Consider the following 16,253-nt stretch of genomic DNA (forward strand, 5'->3'; position numbering starts at 1 on the left):
TTGAGAGCTAAACTTGTACTAACCACCATTCTGCTTCTTGCCTTTATAACCATTGGTTTTTCTCAAACCGCAACAGTTAAGGGTGTTATTTTAGACGAAAACAATCAACCTCTTGAAAACGTTAATATAAAAACCGAAACTAGTGGAACTCAAACAAACGAGAATGGTTTTTATATTTTAAATATTACTGCAAACAAAGATATCAGTATAGAATTCACGCATCTTTCACACAAAAAAGTGGTTGCTACTTTTAATTTGAAAAATGGTGAAGCCTATGAGTTTAATCCTGTTATGAAATTGACTGTAGAGCAAATCGGAACCGTGGTGGTAACCAATAATAGACGGAAAGAAGTTGAAGGTATTATTACTTTAAAGCCAGAAACTATAAGAAAAATTCCTGGTGCAAACGCCGGTGTTGAGAATCTACTTTTAACACTTCCAGGAGTGAGCAACAATAACGAACTCAGTACTCAATATTCTGTAAGAGGTGGAAATTATGATGAAAACTTGGTATACGTGAATGGTATTGAAGTGTATCGTCCGTTTTTAGTACGTTCAGGACAACAAGAAGGCTTGAGTTTTGTAAATACCGATATGGTTCAAAATGTTGATTTTTCAGCAGGTGGTTTTCAGGCCAAGTATGGTGATAAGTTATCTTCTGTTTTAGATATCACTTACAAAAACCCTTATCAATTTGAAGTGAATGCTGATTTAAGTTTACTTGGTGGCAGTTTGTCGGTTGAAAATATCAGTAAAGACTCAAAATTTTCAGGTATTGTAGGTCTTCGTTACCGTGATAATAGTTTATTAGTAAATGCCAAAGAAACAGAAACCAATTTTAAACCTTCTTTTGCCGATATCCAAGGCTATTTTACTTATAAATTCTCAAATAAATTTCATTTGAGTTTTTTAGGAAATGCCTCTCTGAATAAATATAACTACGAGCCACAAACACGTCAAACTAATTTTGGAACGCTTACCGATCCTGTTGCTCTATTGGTTTTTTATCAAGGTCAAGAAAAAGATAGATATCAGACATTGTTTGGAGCATTTAAAGGATCTTATTTTGCGAATGATGATTTAACACTTCATTTAATTGCATCAACATATCACACCACTGAAGAAGAGTATTTTGATATTTTGGCACAATACCGACTTGGTGAAGTTAACACCAATATTGGCGATGAAAATTTAGGTGACGTTGAATTTAGCGAAGGTATTGGTAGTCAATTAAATCACGGTAGAAACGACTTGGATGCACTAATCACCAACATTGAACATAAAGGTGATTTCAAAATTAAAGATAACCGTATTGAATGGTCGGTAAAATATACCAATGAAGATATTCGTGATCGTTTAATAGAATGGGAAGTTATTGATTCGGCAGGTTTTTCAATAAGACCTCCGAGAGCAATACCAATAAACGAACAACCTTATGTTCCTTATAGTGGTCCATTAGAACCCTTTACAAACGTTCGGGCAACCAATAATACCCAAATTAATAGACTGCAAGCTTATGCACAGTGGAGTAAACGCAGTATGATTGGTAGCAGTGATGTTTGGTACAATGCTGGTGTTCGCGTTCATAATTGGTCAGTAAATGGTGATGGTATTTCATCTTCAAACCAAATGGTGTTTAGCCCGCGAGGACAATTCGCTATAAAACCAGATTGGGACAAGGATATGTTATTTAGGGTTGCGACAGGTTTGTACTACCAACCACCTTTTTATAGAGAACTACGTGACTCAAGCGGAACTGTTCAACCTAATGTAAAAGCTCAAAAATCATTTCATGTGGTTTTAGGAAACGATTATAGCTTTAAAATGTGGGACAGACCTTTTAAGTTAACATCAGAATTGTATTATAAAAACCTAAGCGATGTTAATCCTTATACCTTAGAAAACGTCAGAATCAGGTATCGAGCTTCTAATAATGCAAAAGCTTATGCATACGGCTTAGATTTGCGCTTAAATGGAGAATTTGTTCCTGGTACAGAATCGTGGTTTAGCTTTGGGTATTTAAAAACAGAAGAAAACATTAATAACAGAGGTTATATTTCGCGTCCTACAGACCAACGATTAAAGTTTGCCGCTTTATTTCAAGATTATGTGCCAAACGTTCCTAACTTAAAACTATACTTAAACTTAGTATATAACACAGGGTTGCCAGGAGGCTCTCCTAGTTATGCCGATCCGTACGAATACCAGAATAGGTTGCCGGATTATAAACGAGCCGATTTAGGATTACAGTTGGTTTTAGTCGACGATAAAAAACAATTTAAAAGGGGGTGGAAAAAACCATTTAAGGAGCTCTCTTTAGGTTTTGAAATCTTTAATATTTTTGATGTACAAAACTCTATTACTAATACTTGGGTACGCGACGTTTATAGCAAACGTCAATACGCCATTCCTAATTACTTAACACCACGAGTGTTTAATGTGAGAACTACAATGAAGTTTTAATTTATATTTCTGAATAATGAATAAAATTATCATAAACTTATGTTTTTCAATAATTTTCATTCACCTTTCTTATGGACAAAATTTTTATTTTAAAACTGGGACTCCATCAACAAGAAACTATTATACTGAAATAAAATATGAAGATGTAAATGGAAAAATAATTATTCCAGTTACTATTGAAGGCGTCGTTTATCGTTTTCTTTTTGATACGGGAGCGCCAAATCTTATTTCAAAAGATCTTTGGAAAAAAATAGCTTCCAAATCAGTTAAAATTATTTCGGTTACTGATGCTAATCAGAAAAAGCAACGTATGGAACTTGCCTCTATACCAAGATTAACTATTGGCACTTTATCATTTAAAAACTCATCTGCATTAGTGTTTGAGGGTGAAAACAATCTAGTGTTTGAATGTTTCAATATTGATGGTATTATTGGTAGCAACTTATTGAGAAAATCTATTATTCAAATACAATCTAAAAATAAGTTGCTGATTCTTACAAATGATTCTAAAAAATTAAACCTAAAAAAAGAACACGCTTCAAAATTACTGCTAGTTGGAAAACAAAGCAGCCCTTATATTTCTATAAAGTTAATAGGAGAAGATTCTGGGACAGAAAGTCTTTTATTTGATACAGGAGCAAGTGGTTTTTACGACCTATGTAAAACAAATTACAACGTCCTTAAAGAAAAGAAAATAGCTAAAATTCTTTCAAAAAGTTATGGGTCTTCTAGTGTTGGTATGTTTGGTATTGCAGATAAAAGTGAGCAGTATCTTTTAAAAATACCTCAACTAAAAGTAAATAATCACATTTTAAAAAATGTCGTTACAACAACTGGAGACGATGATAACTCTAGAATTGGTTCCGATATTCTAAAATATGGAACTGTAACCTTAAATTTCTCCAAAGAGGTTTTTTATTTTCAACCTTTTCAGTCTGTTGATAATTTGGATGAAAAACTTTTAGGTTTTACTCCAACCATTGAAAACAATAAGCTTGTTGTTGGCTTTATTTGGGACGAATTGCTCAAAGAAAAAATTGAATTTGGTGATGAAATTATTGAGGTAAATGGGATTGATGTTCAAAATCAAGAAATTTGTAATTTTATTAATAAAAAGTCCATTTTTAAGAATAGTGATGTTTTGAATATTGTTTTTAAAAACAAAAATGGGGAAATCACTAAAATGGAATTAGAAAAGATATAAAATGAAGTTAGAAACCACTATAATTAAAAAAGCAGTATTTAGCCCAAATATTAAAACCTATATTTTAATAGTAGTTTCATTACTCCTACTCATTACCATAATAAGCATTCCTATTTTAATTATCTGGTTTTTAGGTTTAGGGCAATATATAAGTAAACGCTATTACGAAAACTTAGAATGCCAGTTAAATAATAGGCATTTGGAATTTAAAAAAGGAGTGCTATTTAGAGTCGAAAAAACTATTCCGCTGGAAAACATACAAGATTTAACCTTTATTGAAAATCCCCTGTTGAAATATCTTGATTTACGCATTTTAAAAATTGAAACTGCGGGACAAAGCAATCCTAAAGGAAGTGATATGAAATTAGTTGGAATTGTGGATGCTCAAGAATTTAAAGAAGCTGTTTTAAATCAAAGAGAAGTAATTCAATCTCGTTCTAAAGAAAATAGCCAATCTATTTCAACAAGTGAGAAAACTAATATTTTATTAGAGGAAATAAGAGATCTTTTAAATGAAATTAAAAAATAAGTAATACTACCTTGCTTTGTGGGTTCTTGTTATTACATATCTTATATCATAAATTTCGGCAGAATAATCTGACTCGATTTTAACCGTACCTCCATTAGTTTCCCAAGTACCTAAAGTGTAGCCTGAAAAAGAACTTAAGTAATAGTGTTCGACCCCAACACCTTTGGAGGTTATAAAGTCTCTAATGTATATTTCTCCAACAGGCGCTCCAATATCTATTGCCACCGTTATTTTGGTTGTCTGATTTGCTGTTGGTCTTATTTTGAATTCTATTACTATATTTATACCATCCCCATCTCTTCCTGTTATTGTAGAATTCGTAGAATTATAAAATTCTGTTACATCGATCGGTTTTTGACTATCCCTTATAGTAGTTGCATTATTGGGTAAAGTTATCTTATTACCCGCACTAAGAGTTAAAGGACTTGCAGAAGTGTAAACTCCATCAACGTAATCACCCCAACCTGTATAATCATTACTATTATTTCCTCCACCAAGTCTCACCCAACTTACACCATCGTAAAAATAAAATGAATCCTCATCCGTATCATAAACCAATAGACCATCCGCTGGTGTTGCTATGGCTGTACGTTGTGCAGTTGTCATTCTAGGGGTTAAAACACCTTGTGTTGTCGATGTAATATCTAAAATTGAAGATGCATGGGGTGTTGTAGTACCTATACCTATTTGGGAATTTACATTTGTCTGGAAGATAAAAAAGAACAATAAGGCAATACTATAAAATCTCATAACATTTTATGATTTAGGGATTTAGGGTTTAATATGTGGTGAGACTTATGGTGCAAAAATATGTAAAAAATACTTCAAAAAATACCTTTTAACCGAAAAATATGATTTTTATCTTGTGAATTACAAAACTTTAGGGGGAATTAATGTTCTATAAATGTCTTTAAAACATCTACCACATAATCTATTTCTTCTTTAGTGTTATAAATACTGAATGAAAACCGAATCGAAGGTTTTTGCAAATCTTCTTCACTTAAAATTTCCGCTAAAACATGTGAACTTTTAGAACTTCCACTTTGGCAAGCACTTCCTTTTGAGCAAGCAATTCCTTTTAAATCTAACTGAAACAACATCATAGATGCTTTTTCTGGTAATACGGGTAAACATACATTTACCAGTGTGTATGTGCTTTTTTCATCGTTCACACAATCACCGTTAAACTTTACGTCTGGAATTTCAGTCTTTATTTTATTAATAAAGTATTGTTTTAACTCCTTTACATAAAGCATTTCGCTAGTCAAATTATTGAAAGCCAATTTTAGTGCTTTTTCTAAGCCTACAATATTGTGTATACTCTCAGTACCAGCTCTAAGCCCTCGCTCCTGTTCACCACCTAATACCAATGGCTTTAAAGATGAATTTTTCCTGATAAAAGCAAAACCAACACCTTTTGGACCATGAAACTTATGAGCAGCTGCGACTAAAAAATCAACTGGAATATCTTGTAAATCCATCTTATAATGCCCAACCGATTGTACCGCGTCGGTATGAAAAAGTGCATTATAAGTCTTAGCTAAAGTAGCGGCACGTTCTAAATCTAAAATATTCCCAATTTCATTATTAACGTGCATTAAACTTACCAGTGTTTTTTCAGACCCTTGTAATAAAGACTCTAAATGTGAAAAATCAATATGTCCTTTTTTATCAATATTCACATAATTTACTGTTATATTAAAATCTTTTTGAAGCGCTTCAACAGTATGCAAAACGGCATGATGCTCAATCTTAGACGTAATGATTTTTGTTACTTTTAAATCTTTAACGGCACTTTTTAAAATCAAATTATCAGCCTCAGTACCACCAGATGTAAAAATAATTTCACCCGCAGACACATTTAAATAACCCGCAATAGTTTTTCTAGATTGTTCAATTAAAGATTTAGATGAACGACCAAAACTATGTGAAGATGAAGGATTTCCAAAATTATTTTTCATAACTTCTGTAATAGCGTTAACAACCTCATCTCGCATGGGTGTTGTTGCTGCATTATCAAAATATACTGGCTTCATTATTTCGTTTTTTATATAATTCAACTTATTCAAGTTGCTTATCCGATTCAAAAATACTTGAAATAAAATTATTATCAATAAACTACGTTATAAATAACAATTCCATTATTTTTGCTCAAAACCCAAATGCAATGCGAAAGCTTTTTTTTATTCTTTCATCCATAAGTTTATTAACAGTATTTTCATGTGATGATGGTGACATCATTACTGTTGAATTAGATTTTGATGAAACTTTTGAAGCCTGTGAAGGCGTTTCAAGCTTAGTGTTTTATAAAACAAAAAGTGATCCGTCAGAGTCTCTATCTTTAGTGGTTTCTGGACTTACCATCGATGATATTCTTGAAGTTGATGCCAATAATGAGTACGAGAATACAATATCAATAAGTGGCACTAATCATTTTAATTATAGAACCTATAGTAATGCTACATTGCCTAGCGATTTATTTTGTAACGATATTCCCAATTCTGAAGTTCAACTTACCGAAGATATTGAAAGCACGAGTGGAATAGCTACGATTAAAACTGTTTTGACTGAAGATGATAATGATGGTATTATTGCCGCTATGGAAGATTTAAATGGAAACGGTGATTTAACGGATGATGATACCGATGGCGACGGACTTCCAAATTACATAGATGCCGATGATGATGGCGATAATATTTTAACGGTAAACGAAAACCCTGACCCAAATGGCGATGGCGATTTGAGTGATGCACAAGATACTGATGGCGACGGAACTCCAGACTATTTAGATGATGACGATGATGGCGACGGTGTTAAAACACGTGATGAAGAAAACGATTCACAGGATAAAAATCCTGCAAATGACATAACAAATAGTGAAATTGGAGCCGATTATTTAAATCCTGACGTGAATACTACAGTTTCTGCTACAGCTTACAGAGAGCACACTATTATTAAAAGCTATTTAGTTACATTAATTGTTACAGACGTTGATTTAACTATAATATCTCTTGATGAATATGATTTCGGAATTTTAAACGCCAGTGAAATACCAACAAGTTTTAAATCTAGAAAAGTTACTCCAGATTTTAATTAGCAGGCTTGTTTTGATAGATATAAACCTCAGTAGCTCCTAACCCATATTTTTGATAACTGGCATCATAAAACTTTATGTTATCATAACGCCCAAAAAGATAATCTAACTCTGTTTTCAAAACACCTTCACCTACTCCGTGAATAAACACAATTTTTTGGATGCGTTTTTTTATAGCAAAATCTAATTGTCTACGTGCGGTATCTAATTGAAGAGTAAGCATGTCATGGTTGGTCATTCCTTTTGAAGATTTAACCAATTGATTTATATGCAAATCAACTTCCATAGTTGGCTCGTATCGTTCCTTAGCCTTTGTTTTAATCTGTTTTCTTTTATTTGGCTGTTCTTTTTCTAAAACTACCTTATTCAAATTATCATGCGCAAATAAGTTTGATTTTAACGACTGCTTTTCTTCTTTTTTAACAAGCTCATTGACGTCAAAATCCAATAAAAATCCATCTTCCGTTTCAATTGAAATAGTATTACCGAGTACTTTTTTTACAACGCCCGACAAATCTTCATCTAAAACCAAAACATAATCTCCTTTTTTAAATGTCATAACGAATCATTTACAGAATTGTCATTATCATCATTCGTCTTACTAGGTATGTTTCTAGAAATTCTATACACCCCTATCATCAATAAAATTATACCTCCAATGAGTATGTATTGGTTTTGATTAGCTCCTGTTTTAGCGTATATGGCAACAATTGCGCCCACCAAAATTAATATATAGTTTAAGTATTTCATTATTAATTCTTATCCTACGAAATTACATTAAATATTCAAATCGTTAACAACATTTCAAAAATCAAATAATCGATGAAATACATTATAAAATCGTTAAAATGCATTTTTTTTAGATTTTTCAATGAATATTCTATACATTTGCGTCATATTTAAGTGCCCCAAAACTTATATGTCTAAAAAAATTATATCCCTATTATTATTCTTTTTGGCTAATTTAACTTTTAGCCAAGACTTATATGTGGCAGATAACAGTTATGTTTATGCTAGAGATGTAGTCGTTTTTGTTAATGACGACATTAGGCTGGAAACACCAACATCCAATCTATATTTTAGGGGTGATGCACAACTATTGCAGAATACCGATACTAAAAACTCTGATGCTGGTGAGCTTTCAATATATCAAAATCAAACAACAAACATATACGAATATAATTTTTGGTGTTCTCCAGTAGGAGTTAGCGCTGATGGTATTACACAAGCCAATGTAGATTTTGATGGTTCTAATATTCATGACCCTCAAGATGATACCGATTTAACCAATGTAAATTCCAACGCTTACTCATTTACACCTGCATATAATGGAACAGCCACCGAGCTATCTAGCGAATGGATGTATTCATTACAAGATGGTGAAGGATATTATAGCTGGAACCAGATTTATAATACAACAGCCTTAGGAACAGGCTACGGCTTTACACTTAAAGGAAGTCCGAATACTAATAATGTCTTAGACTTTCGGGGTAGACCAAATAATGGAACCATAACCGTAAGTTGCGCCTTTGACGGTGTTGACAATCAACCGGCTTCGGGAGTTCCGAACACCGCTGAAACCCTTACTGGAAACCCATATCCATCTGCTTTAGATTTAAAGTTGTTCTTTGTTAATTCGGTATCAAATCAAACTAATTTGAGTGGCGAAATATACTTCTGGGAGCAAAAGCAAAAAAGCTCGCATTATCTAGCAGATTATGAAGGCGGATATGGCGTTTATACACCAGGTGCATTAGGAAATTTAGCTGATAACGGTACATATACGGTAGCACCTTTTGAAGATTATAATGGTGATGGAAGTACTAATGGTGCCACCACAGGTAATACAACTGATTTTAGTGTGAACAATTCCAGACGCTATGCAGCCGTTGGACAAGGGTTTATAATCCAAAGTTTTGGCTTAGGTGGCAATGCGACTTTTGACAACTCTATGCGAGTATATTTACCTGAAGATTCAACACCTGCTGGAAACGGATCGGTTTTTTCTAAAAATGGAAATTCAAAAACTACTAAAGAGATTGAATATAAAAAAGTGACCATCATGTCTCATAATGGGGTTGATTATAAAACTATTATCGAAAATCCTGCTATTGTTCCAGAAATAAGACTTCACACACAAATTAACAATACATTTTACAAAGAAAATGTGATTGCTTTTAGAGCAAGCACTCCAGACAATAATACTTATAATCGTTTTTATGATGGTAGAAGTATTAATGAGCTAAGTTCGGATGCGTATTTAATTTCAAGCGGAGAACCCTTGGCAATTAAATCAATCGATTATGACGAAACTACAAGAATCCCTTTTGGTCTAAAAGCTGGTAATGATAATATGGTGTTTCGGGTTAATATTCATAAACTAAATAGTGTTCCAAACAATGTTAATATTTATGTTTCTGATAATAAAAATAACACGTATACTGATATAAAAAATGGAAGCTATGAAGTTACTTTAGATGAAGGTATTTATAACGACCGTTTTGAAATTACCTTTGCAAAAAGCGCATTGAATGTTGTTGACAACACCTTTACTAACTTCAAAATATTTCAAAATAATAACGCTGCACAGTTAAAGTTAGCAAACCCAAATCGCCTTTCTTTAAAAAATATTAGTGTGTTTGATGTTTCAGGTAAACGTGTTATTATTGAAACCATAAACTCAGAAAATCGTAAATATAGTTATTCAACTAAATCGTATGCTGATGGCATTTACATTGTAAAAGTAGAAACTTCAAACAACAAAGTAATTACTAAAAAGGTGGTTGTCACTAATAAAAATAATTAAACTCTACTGTTTATTTCTTGATACGCTTTTAGTATTTTAGCTTATATTATTTCTATTTTTTTATTTATGGAAGATTATATGCTACCTTGTTTAAACAAAAAACTGTTTGGTTTTGATTGTATGGGTTGTGGCATTCAGCGTGCAATTAGCTTGATTTTTCAAGGCGAATTTGTTGAGGCTTTTTTTATGTATCCTGCCATTTATAGCTTAATTGCATTGTTTCTTGCTATAGGAATAAATATTTTCTTTAAATTTAAAAAATCAAATATGGTTATTGGTGGACTTGCTATTATTACAGTTGCTACCATTGTTATTAGCTATATTATAAAATTAACCATTTAAAAATTACACATGGAACAACAAAAACTCAACCCAACTATTGTTTATGTTTTGGCTATTTTAGGTCTTTTATGTTGCTGCTTTGGCGGTTTAGGATTTATACTTGCTGGTATTGCATTTTTTATTGCACTTAGTAAGCTAAAAGAAGCAAAGCTTAACCCAGAAAATTATGAACCTGCTAGTGTTAAAGCTATGAACACAGCTAAAATTGTAGCCTTAGTTATTTTAATAATTAACATATTATACTTTGCTAGAGCTATCTATACGATTTCAACTGTAGGATGGGACGAAATGATGCAACAGTCTCAAGAGATGATGGAGCAATGGCAAAATCAATAAAATTTAAAACTTTAAATAATAAAAAAGCGACCCTGAGGTCGCTTTTTTATTTGAATACTATATAAATTAAAACATAGAAGCCCCTGCCACTACTCCGATTATAGCTAGTATGTATAACGAAATAAAAACAATAGTAAAAATGCCCATAAATTTATAGTGAGACTTTAAATTTAAAAATGCCCTTTTAAAATCTGTGTTATTATTAGCACTCAAAGCTCTTTTGATGTTTTTAGAAAAATTAAACAAATAGAACACAGGAAAAAAATAAATCAAGGCCAAAACTATATACACAAGGCCAATACCTACGGAGTATCCAAAACCATAAGCTGAACTTCCTCCTAATTGTGAAAAACTATTGGCAAAAGCCATAATAATTCCTCCAAAAACCATAAAACCTATACCTACAAAACCAAGTATTGATAAAAAATAACTCCATGACGATGTTTCCTTTAAAAATCCTTTTATTTCTTGTGTCACTTCTAATTCAAAGGAGTCAAACACTGATTTTTCTACCATATTATTTACTTTCAAATTGTCTAAGAGTTTTTGTAATAATGCTGATACAATCTAGCAACTGTTCTTTATTCATTACTAATGGAGGTGCAAAACGAATGATATTACCATGTGTAGGTTTTGCAAGTAAGCCATTATCTCTAAGAGCCAAACAAATGTTCCAAGCTGTATCACTATCTTCATCATCATTAATTACAATAGCATTCAGCAACCCTTTACCACGAACTAAACTAACTATTTTACTTGTTTGAATGTATTTATTTAATTCACTTCTAAACAATTCACCAAGTTCAAAAGCGTTTTTAGCTAAATCTTCATCGCGCACCACTTCTAAGGCTGCAATAGCTACTGCAGCTGCTACAGGATTACCTCCAAACGTACTGCCATGGTTTCCTGGTTTAATAACATTCATTATGTTATTATCTGCTAAAACAGCCGAAACCGGATACACACCACCACTAATAGCTTTTCCAAGAATTAAAACATCTGGTTTTACATTTTCGTAATCAACGGCTAAAAGTCTCCCAGTTCTTGCAATTCCTGTTTGTACTTCATCTGCTATAAACAACACATTGTATTGCTCACATAAAGCTTTTGCTTTAGCTAAATACCCTTCACCTGGTACATAAACACCTGCTTCACCTTGAATAGGTTCTACTAAAAAGCCAGCAACATTAGGGTTATTTGCTAAAGTTTCTTCTAAAGCCTTTAAATCGTCGTAGGCAATTTTTATAAACCCTTTTGTATAAGGTCCAAAATTTTTGCGCGCCACAGGATCGTTACTAAACGAAATTATTGTAGTTGTGCGTCCATGAAAATTATTCTCACAAACAATAATATCTGCTTCATTTTCGTCAATACCTTTTACTTCATACGCCCATTTTCTACATAGTTTTAAAGCCGTTTCTACAGCTTCAGCACCCGTATTCATGGGTAAAAGTTTATCAAACCCGAAAAATTCACAAGCGAATTTCTCATATTTACCTAGCATGTCGTTATGAAATGCTCTGGAAGTTAGTGTTAATGTTTGTGCTTGTTGTACCATAGCATCAACAATTTTGGGGTGACAATGCCCTTGGTTTACTGCAGAATACGCTGATAAAAAATCATAATACTGCTTACCTTCTACGTCCCAAACATACACACCATCGCCTTTGGTTAATACCACAGGTAATGGATGATAATTGTGGGCTCCATACTTGTTTTCTAAATTGATCGCTAATTGCGAAGTTAATTGGTCTAAAACAGCCATTTTAATTGAATTTAAATTTATAAAATAACCATTCCTACTGTACCTTTATTCTTTCGAAGATCTCGAAAAAGCAGCGTGGGAGAGAAATCATCCCCGAATAGGTGTGCAAGTTAATAAATATAAATTGTATTATAAAACTATTTCGACATTCTACCTGATAGTGATGAAATTTGCAATTCTAAACGTTTCATCTCTCTTAAAATGGCATTTTTATCCATCTGCATCCAAGCAAATACTTTTAAAATACTGATACCTATTAACATTGATATTCCGCCAAAGCCCCATTGTAATAGTTCATTGGTATTATCAGTTTTAAAGAATTTAACCAAGCAATACACAAAAAAGACAAAAAAGACTAGCTTAACTATATTCATCAAAATAATTATCCAAACATTTTTTCCCTTAAACAATCCTGTAAACATGTTTAATACATTTTGCTCCTCTAGCCCATCGTAAAATTTGGCTTCTTCTTGGGTTAATGTTTCTTTAATTAACTTATCGATATCTTCCATTTTAGTTTTCATAATTTCTATTTTTTAATATTAATTTTAATTTTTCTCGGGCATGAAACAATCTAGATTTTGCTGTTCCTACCGATATGTTTAAAAGACCACTTATGTCTTTTAACGAATAATCTTGAACATAAAACAGTTTAATAACTACTTGTTGGTGTTCTGGTAGCGTTTTAAGAGTTGATAAAAGCTTTTGCCTTAAATTTTCATCTTCTGCTACGGTTTCAATACTTTCCAATTCTTGCTCATACTTGTAGGTGTTAAGATGATTTTCTTTTCGTTTTTTAGTGTTAATCCAATCTAACGATTTCGTATAAACAATCCGCATAGCCCAACTACCAAAGCTTTCAGGATTATTTAATCTATCTATTTTATCAATAATGGTTCTCCAACTATCTTGTGCTATATCTTTCGCAACGTCAGCATCTTTTACAAGCCAATAAGCCTTTTCACAAAACGATTTATGCCAGCGCTTGACCAATACAGCCAATGCTTTTCTATCATCAGCTAAATAAGCCTTTACCAAACCTCCGTCTATATCACGATCTATTTTCAATTAAGCTGTTTTAGTATTAACTGCTTTTCTTTTATAAACGCCTCTTAAATAATTAACCCATACATTATATTTAGTCACTTTCTTTTCAACCAAAAAGTAGTTCTCCACTTTATCAAAAGCCTCTTCTATTAAAGCATCATGAAGCCATCTAATAACAAATACCCATAAAAAAGTTGCTTTAAAGGACGTTCGTATTTGTATGTCGTGACTGATTTCTGTTTTATCAGAATGAATAGAATTAATTTTCAATGTATGTGTCCCGTTAAAACCTTCGGGTTTAGTAAATTTAAACTTTATATACTTACCGGCTTCATACTCCGTAATTGTATATCGAATGCGCCCATGACCACCTTTGCTTCCCACATTCAAACCATTTTTAAATTTAATTGCGGGCCAATTTTCATAAGGCCAAACCAAATCATTAGAAGTGGCTAATGTTTTAAAAAGTTCTGTAACCTTTACTAAAGGCTGATTGATAATACGCTTATGGATATTAACTACTTTCATACTTTAAAGACGGAGAAAATTTAAAAAGGTTCATTTTTATTTTAATAGAAAGTAAAATTCCTTTAAAGTTAATAGAAATAAAGCAACATATATTTAATCCGATTATTATTTTTGCAGCATGTCTAGAAGAATTAAAGCAAGAAAACAGGTTTTTGAGAATGTTGAAGTTTTAGATGCTGCTGCCAAAGGAAAGACCATTGCCAAAGCACCTGATGGAAAAGTTATTTTTTTACCAAATGCGGTACCTGGTGATGTGGTTGACGTGCAGACTTTTAAAAAGCGAAAAGCTTACTTTGAAGGTAAGGCAACGGTATTTCATAAACTATCAGATAAACGCGTAGAGCCTGCTTGCGAACATTTTGGAATTTGTGGTGGTTGCAAATGGCAAAATATGGGCTATGAGCATCAATTATATTATAAACAAAAAGAGGTAACCAATAACTTAACACGTATCGGGCATATTGAATTACCCGAAGTCACTCCTATTTTAGGTTCTGAAAATCAGTATTTCTACCGAAATAAAATGGAATTTTCTTTTAGTGATAGCCGTTGGTTAACACCTGAAGAAATTGAATCTGACAAAGATTTAGGAGATAGAAATGCGCTAGGTTTTCATATTCCAGGAATGTGGGATAAAATTTTAGACCTAAACAAGTGTCATTTACAAGCAGCCCCTTCAAACGCTATCAGAAATGCCGTTAAGCAATTTGCCATTGATAACAATCTAGAGTTTTTTAATACTAGAAATCAAACAGGCTTACTTAGAACTATGATAATTCGCACGTCTAGTACGGGAGAGATTATGGTATTAATTCAGTTTTTTAAAGACGACAAAACAAAACGTGAATTATTGTTAGATTTTATTGTAGATTCCTTTCCACAAATAAACTCATTGCAATATGTAATAAATGGAAAAGCCAACGATACGATTTACGATCAAGAAGTGATTTGTTATAAAGGCGAAGACCACATTTTTGAGAAAATGGAAGGTTTAAAGTTTAAAATTAATGCCAAATCCTTTTACCAGACCAACTCAGAGCAAGCCTATGAGCTTTATAAAATAACCCGAGATTTTGCTGGATTAACAGGCAATGAATTAGTTTACGATTTATACACAGGTACTGGAACTATAGCACAATTTGTTGCAAAACAAGCAAAAAAAGTGGTTGGTGTAGAGTCTGTACCAGATGCGATTTCTGCAGCTAAAGAAAACGCACAATTAAACAACATTAATAACGTTGAATTCTTTGTGGGCGATATGAAACAAGTTTTCAACAATGCTTTTATAGAAAACCACGGACATCCGGATGTTATAATTACGGATCCGCCGAGAGACGGAATGCATAAAGATGTAGTGCAACAAATACTAAATATTGCACCTAAGCGTGTCGTTTATGTTAGTTGTAATAGTGCAACACAAGCTAGAGATTTAGCATTAATGGATGCCGATTATAAAGTAATTAAAACCCAAGCGGTCGATATGTTTCCCCAAACCTTTCATGTGGAAAATGTTGTACTTTTGGAACGCCGATAATTAACATTTAATACAAAAATTGTCATTCCACACGTAATGTGGAATCCATTTTAATAAAATGAAATACTTTAAAGTTCTTATAATTCCCATACTGTTGATAGCTGTCCTATCAATTAGTTGCGAACGTGATGATATTTGTCCAGAAAGCACCCCTACTACCCCACGCTTAATTATTGAAGCCTATGATTTTGATAATCAAGAAAGCAGTAAAAATATTTTTGGATTGGTAGTGGCTGGTGTTGACAATGAATCTGTATTAGCTGGTTATAATATTGTTTCAACAAACGAGCTGGTTTTACCACTAAAAACAGATGATAATACCACACAATACACCTTAATTAGCGGTGCATCGATAAATGATAATGGTACACCTAATGACACTTCGGATGACTTTTACAATGGCAACTACGATACTATTACCATTAATTATAGTCGCGAGGAAGTCTATGTCTCTAGAGCATGTGGCTATAAAATAATTTTCAAAAATGTAACTATCACTATTGAACCTGATGGTGATAACTGGATACTATCACAACAACCTTTAAATGCAAATCAATCTGTAGAAGATGAAACAACAGCACACTTTAACATTTTTCATTAGTATA

The 16,253-nt window shown here is 32.6% G+C and carries 18 protein-coding genes; 9 read left to right on the forward strand and 9 right to left on the reverse strand.

Annotated features, from left to right (window positions below):
* The 3 genes from L3X39_RS09595 to L3X39_RS09605 are packed head-to-tail and all read left to right on the forward strand — an operon-like array spanning position 1 to position 4,196.
* Positions 1 to 2,463, forward strand: coding sequence for a TonB-dependent receptor (locus L3X39_RS09595; protein WP_237231566.1), 2,463 nt, complete (start codon positions 1 to 3; stop codon positions 2,461 to 2,463).
* A gap of 16 nt (positions 2,464 to 2,479) precedes the next feature.
* Complete coding sequence (locus L3X39_RS09600) at positions 2,480 to 3,667, forward strand: retropepsin-like aspartic protease (RefSeq protein WP_237231567.1); 1,188 nt, start codon at positions 2,480 to 2,482, stop codon at positions 3,665 to 3,667.
* A 1-nt stretch (position 3,668) separates the two neighbouring features.
* Entirely contained in the window at positions 3,669 to 4,196 is a 528-nt protein-coding gene (locus L3X39_RS09605; protein WP_237231568.1) for a PH domain-containing protein, read from the forward strand.
* A gap of 6 nt (positions 4,197 to 4,202) precedes the next feature.
* On the opposite strand, the gene L3X39_RS09610 is transcribed toward L3X39_RS09605, so the two are convergent.
* Positions 4,203 to 4,946: a phage tail-like protein gene (locus tag L3X39_RS09610; protein ID WP_237231569.1), complete on the reverse strand. Its 744-nt coding sequence runs from the start codon at positions 4,944 to 4,946 to the stop codon at positions 4,203 to 4,205.
* A gap of 140 nt (positions 4,947 to 5,086) precedes the next feature.
* Positions 5,087 to 6,232, reverse strand: a complete 1,146-nt coding sequence (locus L3X39_RS09615; RefSeq protein WP_237231570.1) for a cysteine desulfurase family protein — start codon at positions 6,230 to 6,232, stop codon at positions 5,087 to 5,089.
* 131 nt (positions 6,233 to 6,363) lie between these two features.
* On the opposite strand from L3X39_RS09615, the gene L3X39_RS09620 reads away from it, so the two are divergent.
* The gene (locus L3X39_RS09620; protein WP_237231571.1) at positions 6,364 to 7,293 is read left to right on the forward strand and encodes a hypothetical protein; all 930 of its coding nucleotides are present in this window, start codon (positions 6,364 to 6,366) and stop codon (positions 7,291 to 7,293) included.
* On the opposite strand, the gene L3X39_RS09625 is transcribed toward L3X39_RS09620, so the two are convergent.
* Both L3X39_RS09625 and L3X39_RS09630 read right to left on the reverse strand, forming a co-directional pair.
* A complete protein-coding gene (locus L3X39_RS09625) occupies positions 7,286 to 7,849 on the reverse strand; it encodes a DUF8465 domain-containing protein (RefSeq protein WP_237231572.1) in 564 nt (187 codons plus the stop codon). The genes L3X39_RS09620 and L3X39_RS09625 overlap by 8 nt on opposite strands.
* Positions 7,846 to 8,040, reverse strand: coding sequence for an LPXTG cell wall anchor domain-containing protein (locus L3X39_RS09630; protein ID WP_237231573.1), 195 nt, complete (start codon positions 8,038 to 8,040; stop codon positions 7,846 to 7,848). Before L3X39_RS09630 ends, L3X39_RS09625 begins: the two co-directional genes overlap by 4 nt.
* 169 nt (positions 8,041 to 8,209) lie before the next feature.
* Between L3X39_RS09630 and L3X39_RS09635 the strand changes: the two genes are divergently transcribed.
* The 3 genes from L3X39_RS09635 (at position 8,210) to L3X39_RS09645 (ending at position 10,774) form a co-directional block, all read left to right on the forward strand.
* Positions 8,210 to 10,096, forward strand: a complete 1,887-nt coding sequence (locus L3X39_RS09635; protein WP_237231574.1) for a T9SS type A sorting domain-containing protein — start codon at positions 8,210 to 8,212, stop codon at positions 10,094 to 10,096.
* Positions 10,097 to 10,162: 66 nt separating this feature from the next.
* Positions 10,163 to 10,438, forward strand: coding sequence for a DUF2752 domain-containing protein (locus L3X39_RS09640; RefSeq protein ID WP_237231575.1), 276 nt, complete (start codon positions 10,163 to 10,165; stop codon positions 10,436 to 10,438).
* A gap of 9 nt (positions 10,439 to 10,447) precedes the next feature.
* A complete protein-coding gene (locus tag L3X39_RS09645; protein ID WP_237231576.1) occupies positions 10,448 to 10,774 on the forward strand; it encodes a CCC motif membrane protein in 327 nt (108 codons plus the stop codon).
* A 66-nt stretch (positions 10,775 to 10,840) separates the two neighbouring features.
* Here L3X39_RS09645 and L3X39_RS09650 read toward each other — a convergent pair whose 3' ends face one another.
* The 5 genes from L3X39_RS09650 to L3X39_RS09670 form a co-directional block, all read right to left on the reverse strand.
* Positions 10,841 to 11,290: a DUF5362 family protein gene (locus L3X39_RS09650; protein ID WP_237231577.1), complete on the reverse strand. Its 450-nt coding sequence runs from the start codon at positions 11,288 to 11,290 to the stop codon at positions 10,841 to 10,843.
* A 1-nt stretch (position 11,291) separates the two neighbouring features.
* A complete protein-coding gene (rocD, locus tag L3X39_RS09655; RefSeq protein ID WP_237231578.1) occupies positions 11,292 to 12,539 on the reverse strand; it encodes an ornithine--oxo-acid transaminase in 1,248 nt (415 codons plus the stop codon).
* A gap of 137 nt (positions 12,540 to 12,676) precedes the next feature.
* A complete protein-coding gene (locus tag L3X39_RS09660) occupies positions 12,677 to 13,063 on the reverse strand; it encodes a DUF6768 family protein (protein ID WP_237231579.1) in 387 nt (128 codons plus the stop codon).
* On the reverse strand, positions 13,053 to 13,607 hold the full coding sequence (locus tag L3X39_RS09665; protein ID WP_237231580.1) for an RNA polymerase sigma factor: 555 nt from the start codon (positions 13,605 to 13,607) through the stop codon (positions 13,053 to 13,055). Before L3X39_RS09665 ends, L3X39_RS09660 begins: the two co-directional genes overlap by 11 nt.
* Positions 13,608 to 14,114, reverse strand: a complete 507-nt coding sequence (locus tag L3X39_RS09670; protein ID WP_237231581.1) for a hypothetical protein — start codon at positions 14,112 to 14,114, stop codon at positions 13,608 to 13,610.
* Between the two features lie 118 nt (positions 14,115 to 14,232).
* On the opposite strand from L3X39_RS09670, the gene rlmD reads away from it, so the two are divergent.
* Together rlmD and L3X39_RS09680 are read left to right on the forward strand one after the other, a co-directional pair.
* Positions 14,233 to 15,648: a 23S rRNA (uracil(1939)-C(5))-methyltransferase RlmD gene (gene rlmD / locus L3X39_RS09675; RefSeq protein ID WP_237231582.1), complete on the forward strand. Its 1,416-nt coding sequence runs from the start codon at positions 14,233 to 14,235 to the stop codon at positions 15,646 to 15,648.
* 58 nt (positions 15,649 to 15,706) lie between these two features.
* Positions 15,707 to 16,249 carry a DUF6452 family protein gene (locus tag L3X39_RS09680; protein ID WP_237231583.1) on the forward strand — a complete coding sequence of 181 codons (543 nt, stop codon included), beginning with the start codon at positions 15,707 to 15,709 and terminating at the stop codon, positions 16,247 to 16,249.
* The last annotated feature ends 4 nt before the right edge of the window (positions 16,250 to 16,253 follow it).

It is taken from the genome of Flaviramulus multivorans (assembly GCF_021728415.1).
GTDB lineage: Bacteria > Bacteroidota > Bacteroidia > Flavobacteriales > Flavobacteriaceae > Sabulilitoribacter > Sabulilitoribacter multivorans.

What these genes read in the sequence shown, in the direction of transcription:
- L3X39_RS09635 (WP_237231574.1), top strand. Translation starts at nt 8,210, where the DNA reads ATGTCTAAAAAAATTATATCCCTATTATTATTCTTTTTGGCTAATTTA.
- L3X39_RS09670 (WP_237231581.1), bottom strand. Translation starts at nt 14,114, where the DNA reads ATGAAAGTAGTTAATATCCATAAGCGTATTATCAATCAGCCTTTAGTA.
- L3X39_RS09645 (WP_237231576.1), top strand. Translation starts at nt 10,448, where the DNA reads ATGGAACAACAAAAACTCAACCCAACTATTGTTTATGTTTTGGCTATT.
- L3X39_RS09600 (WP_237231567.1), top strand. Translation starts at nt 2,480, where the DNA reads ATGAATAAAATTATCATAAACTTATGTTTTTCAATAATTTTCATTCAC.
- L3X39_RS09660 (WP_237231579.1), bottom strand. Translation starts at nt 13,063, where the DNA reads ATGAAAACTAAAATGGAAGATATCGATAAGTTAATTAAAGAAACATTA.
- L3X39_RS09605 (WP_237231568.1), top strand. Translation starts at nt 3,669, where the DNA reads ATGAAGTTAGAAACCACTATAATTAAAAAAGCAGTATTTAGCCCAAAT.
- L3X39_RS09650 (WP_237231577.1), bottom strand. Translation starts at nt 11,290, where the DNA reads ATGGTAGAAAAATCAGTGTTTGACTCCTTTGAATTAGAAGTGACACAA.
- rocD (WP_237231578.1), bottom strand. Translation starts at nt 12,539, where the DNA reads ATGGCTGTTTTAGACCAATTAACTTCGCAATTAGCGATCAATTTAGAA.
- L3X39_RS09615 (WP_237231570.1), bottom strand. Translation starts at nt 6,232, where the DNA reads ATGAAGCCAGTATATTTTGATAATGCAGCAACAACACCCATGCGAGAT.
- L3X39_RS09640 (WP_237231575.1), top strand. Translation starts at nt 10,163, where the DNA reads ATGGAAGATTATATGCTACCTTGTTTAAACAAAAAACTGTTTGGTTTT.
- L3X39_RS09680 (WP_237231583.1), top strand. Translation starts at nt 15,707, where the DNA reads ATGAAATACTTTAAAGTTCTTATAATTCCCATACTGTTGATAGCTGTC.
- L3X39_RS09610 (WP_237231569.1), bottom strand. Translation starts at nt 4,946, where the DNA reads ATGAGATTTTATAGTATTGCCTTATTGTTCTTTTTTATCTTCCAGACA.
- L3X39_RS09625 (WP_237231572.1), bottom strand. Translation starts at nt 7,849, where the DNA reads ATGACATTTAAAAAAGGAGATTATGTTTTGGTTTTAGATGAAGATTTG.
- L3X39_RS09630 (WP_237231573.1), bottom strand. Translation starts at nt 8,040, where the DNA reads ATGAAATACTTAAACTATATATTAATTTTGGTGGGCGCAATTGTTGCC.
- rlmD (WP_237231582.1), top strand. Translation starts at nt 14,233, where the DNA reads ATGTCTAGAAGAATTAAAGCAAGAAAACAGGTTTTTGAGAATGTTGAA.
- L3X39_RS09620 (WP_237231571.1), top strand. Translation starts at nt 6,364, where the DNA reads ATGCGAAAGCTTTTTTTTATTCTTTCATCCATAAGTTTATTAACAGTA.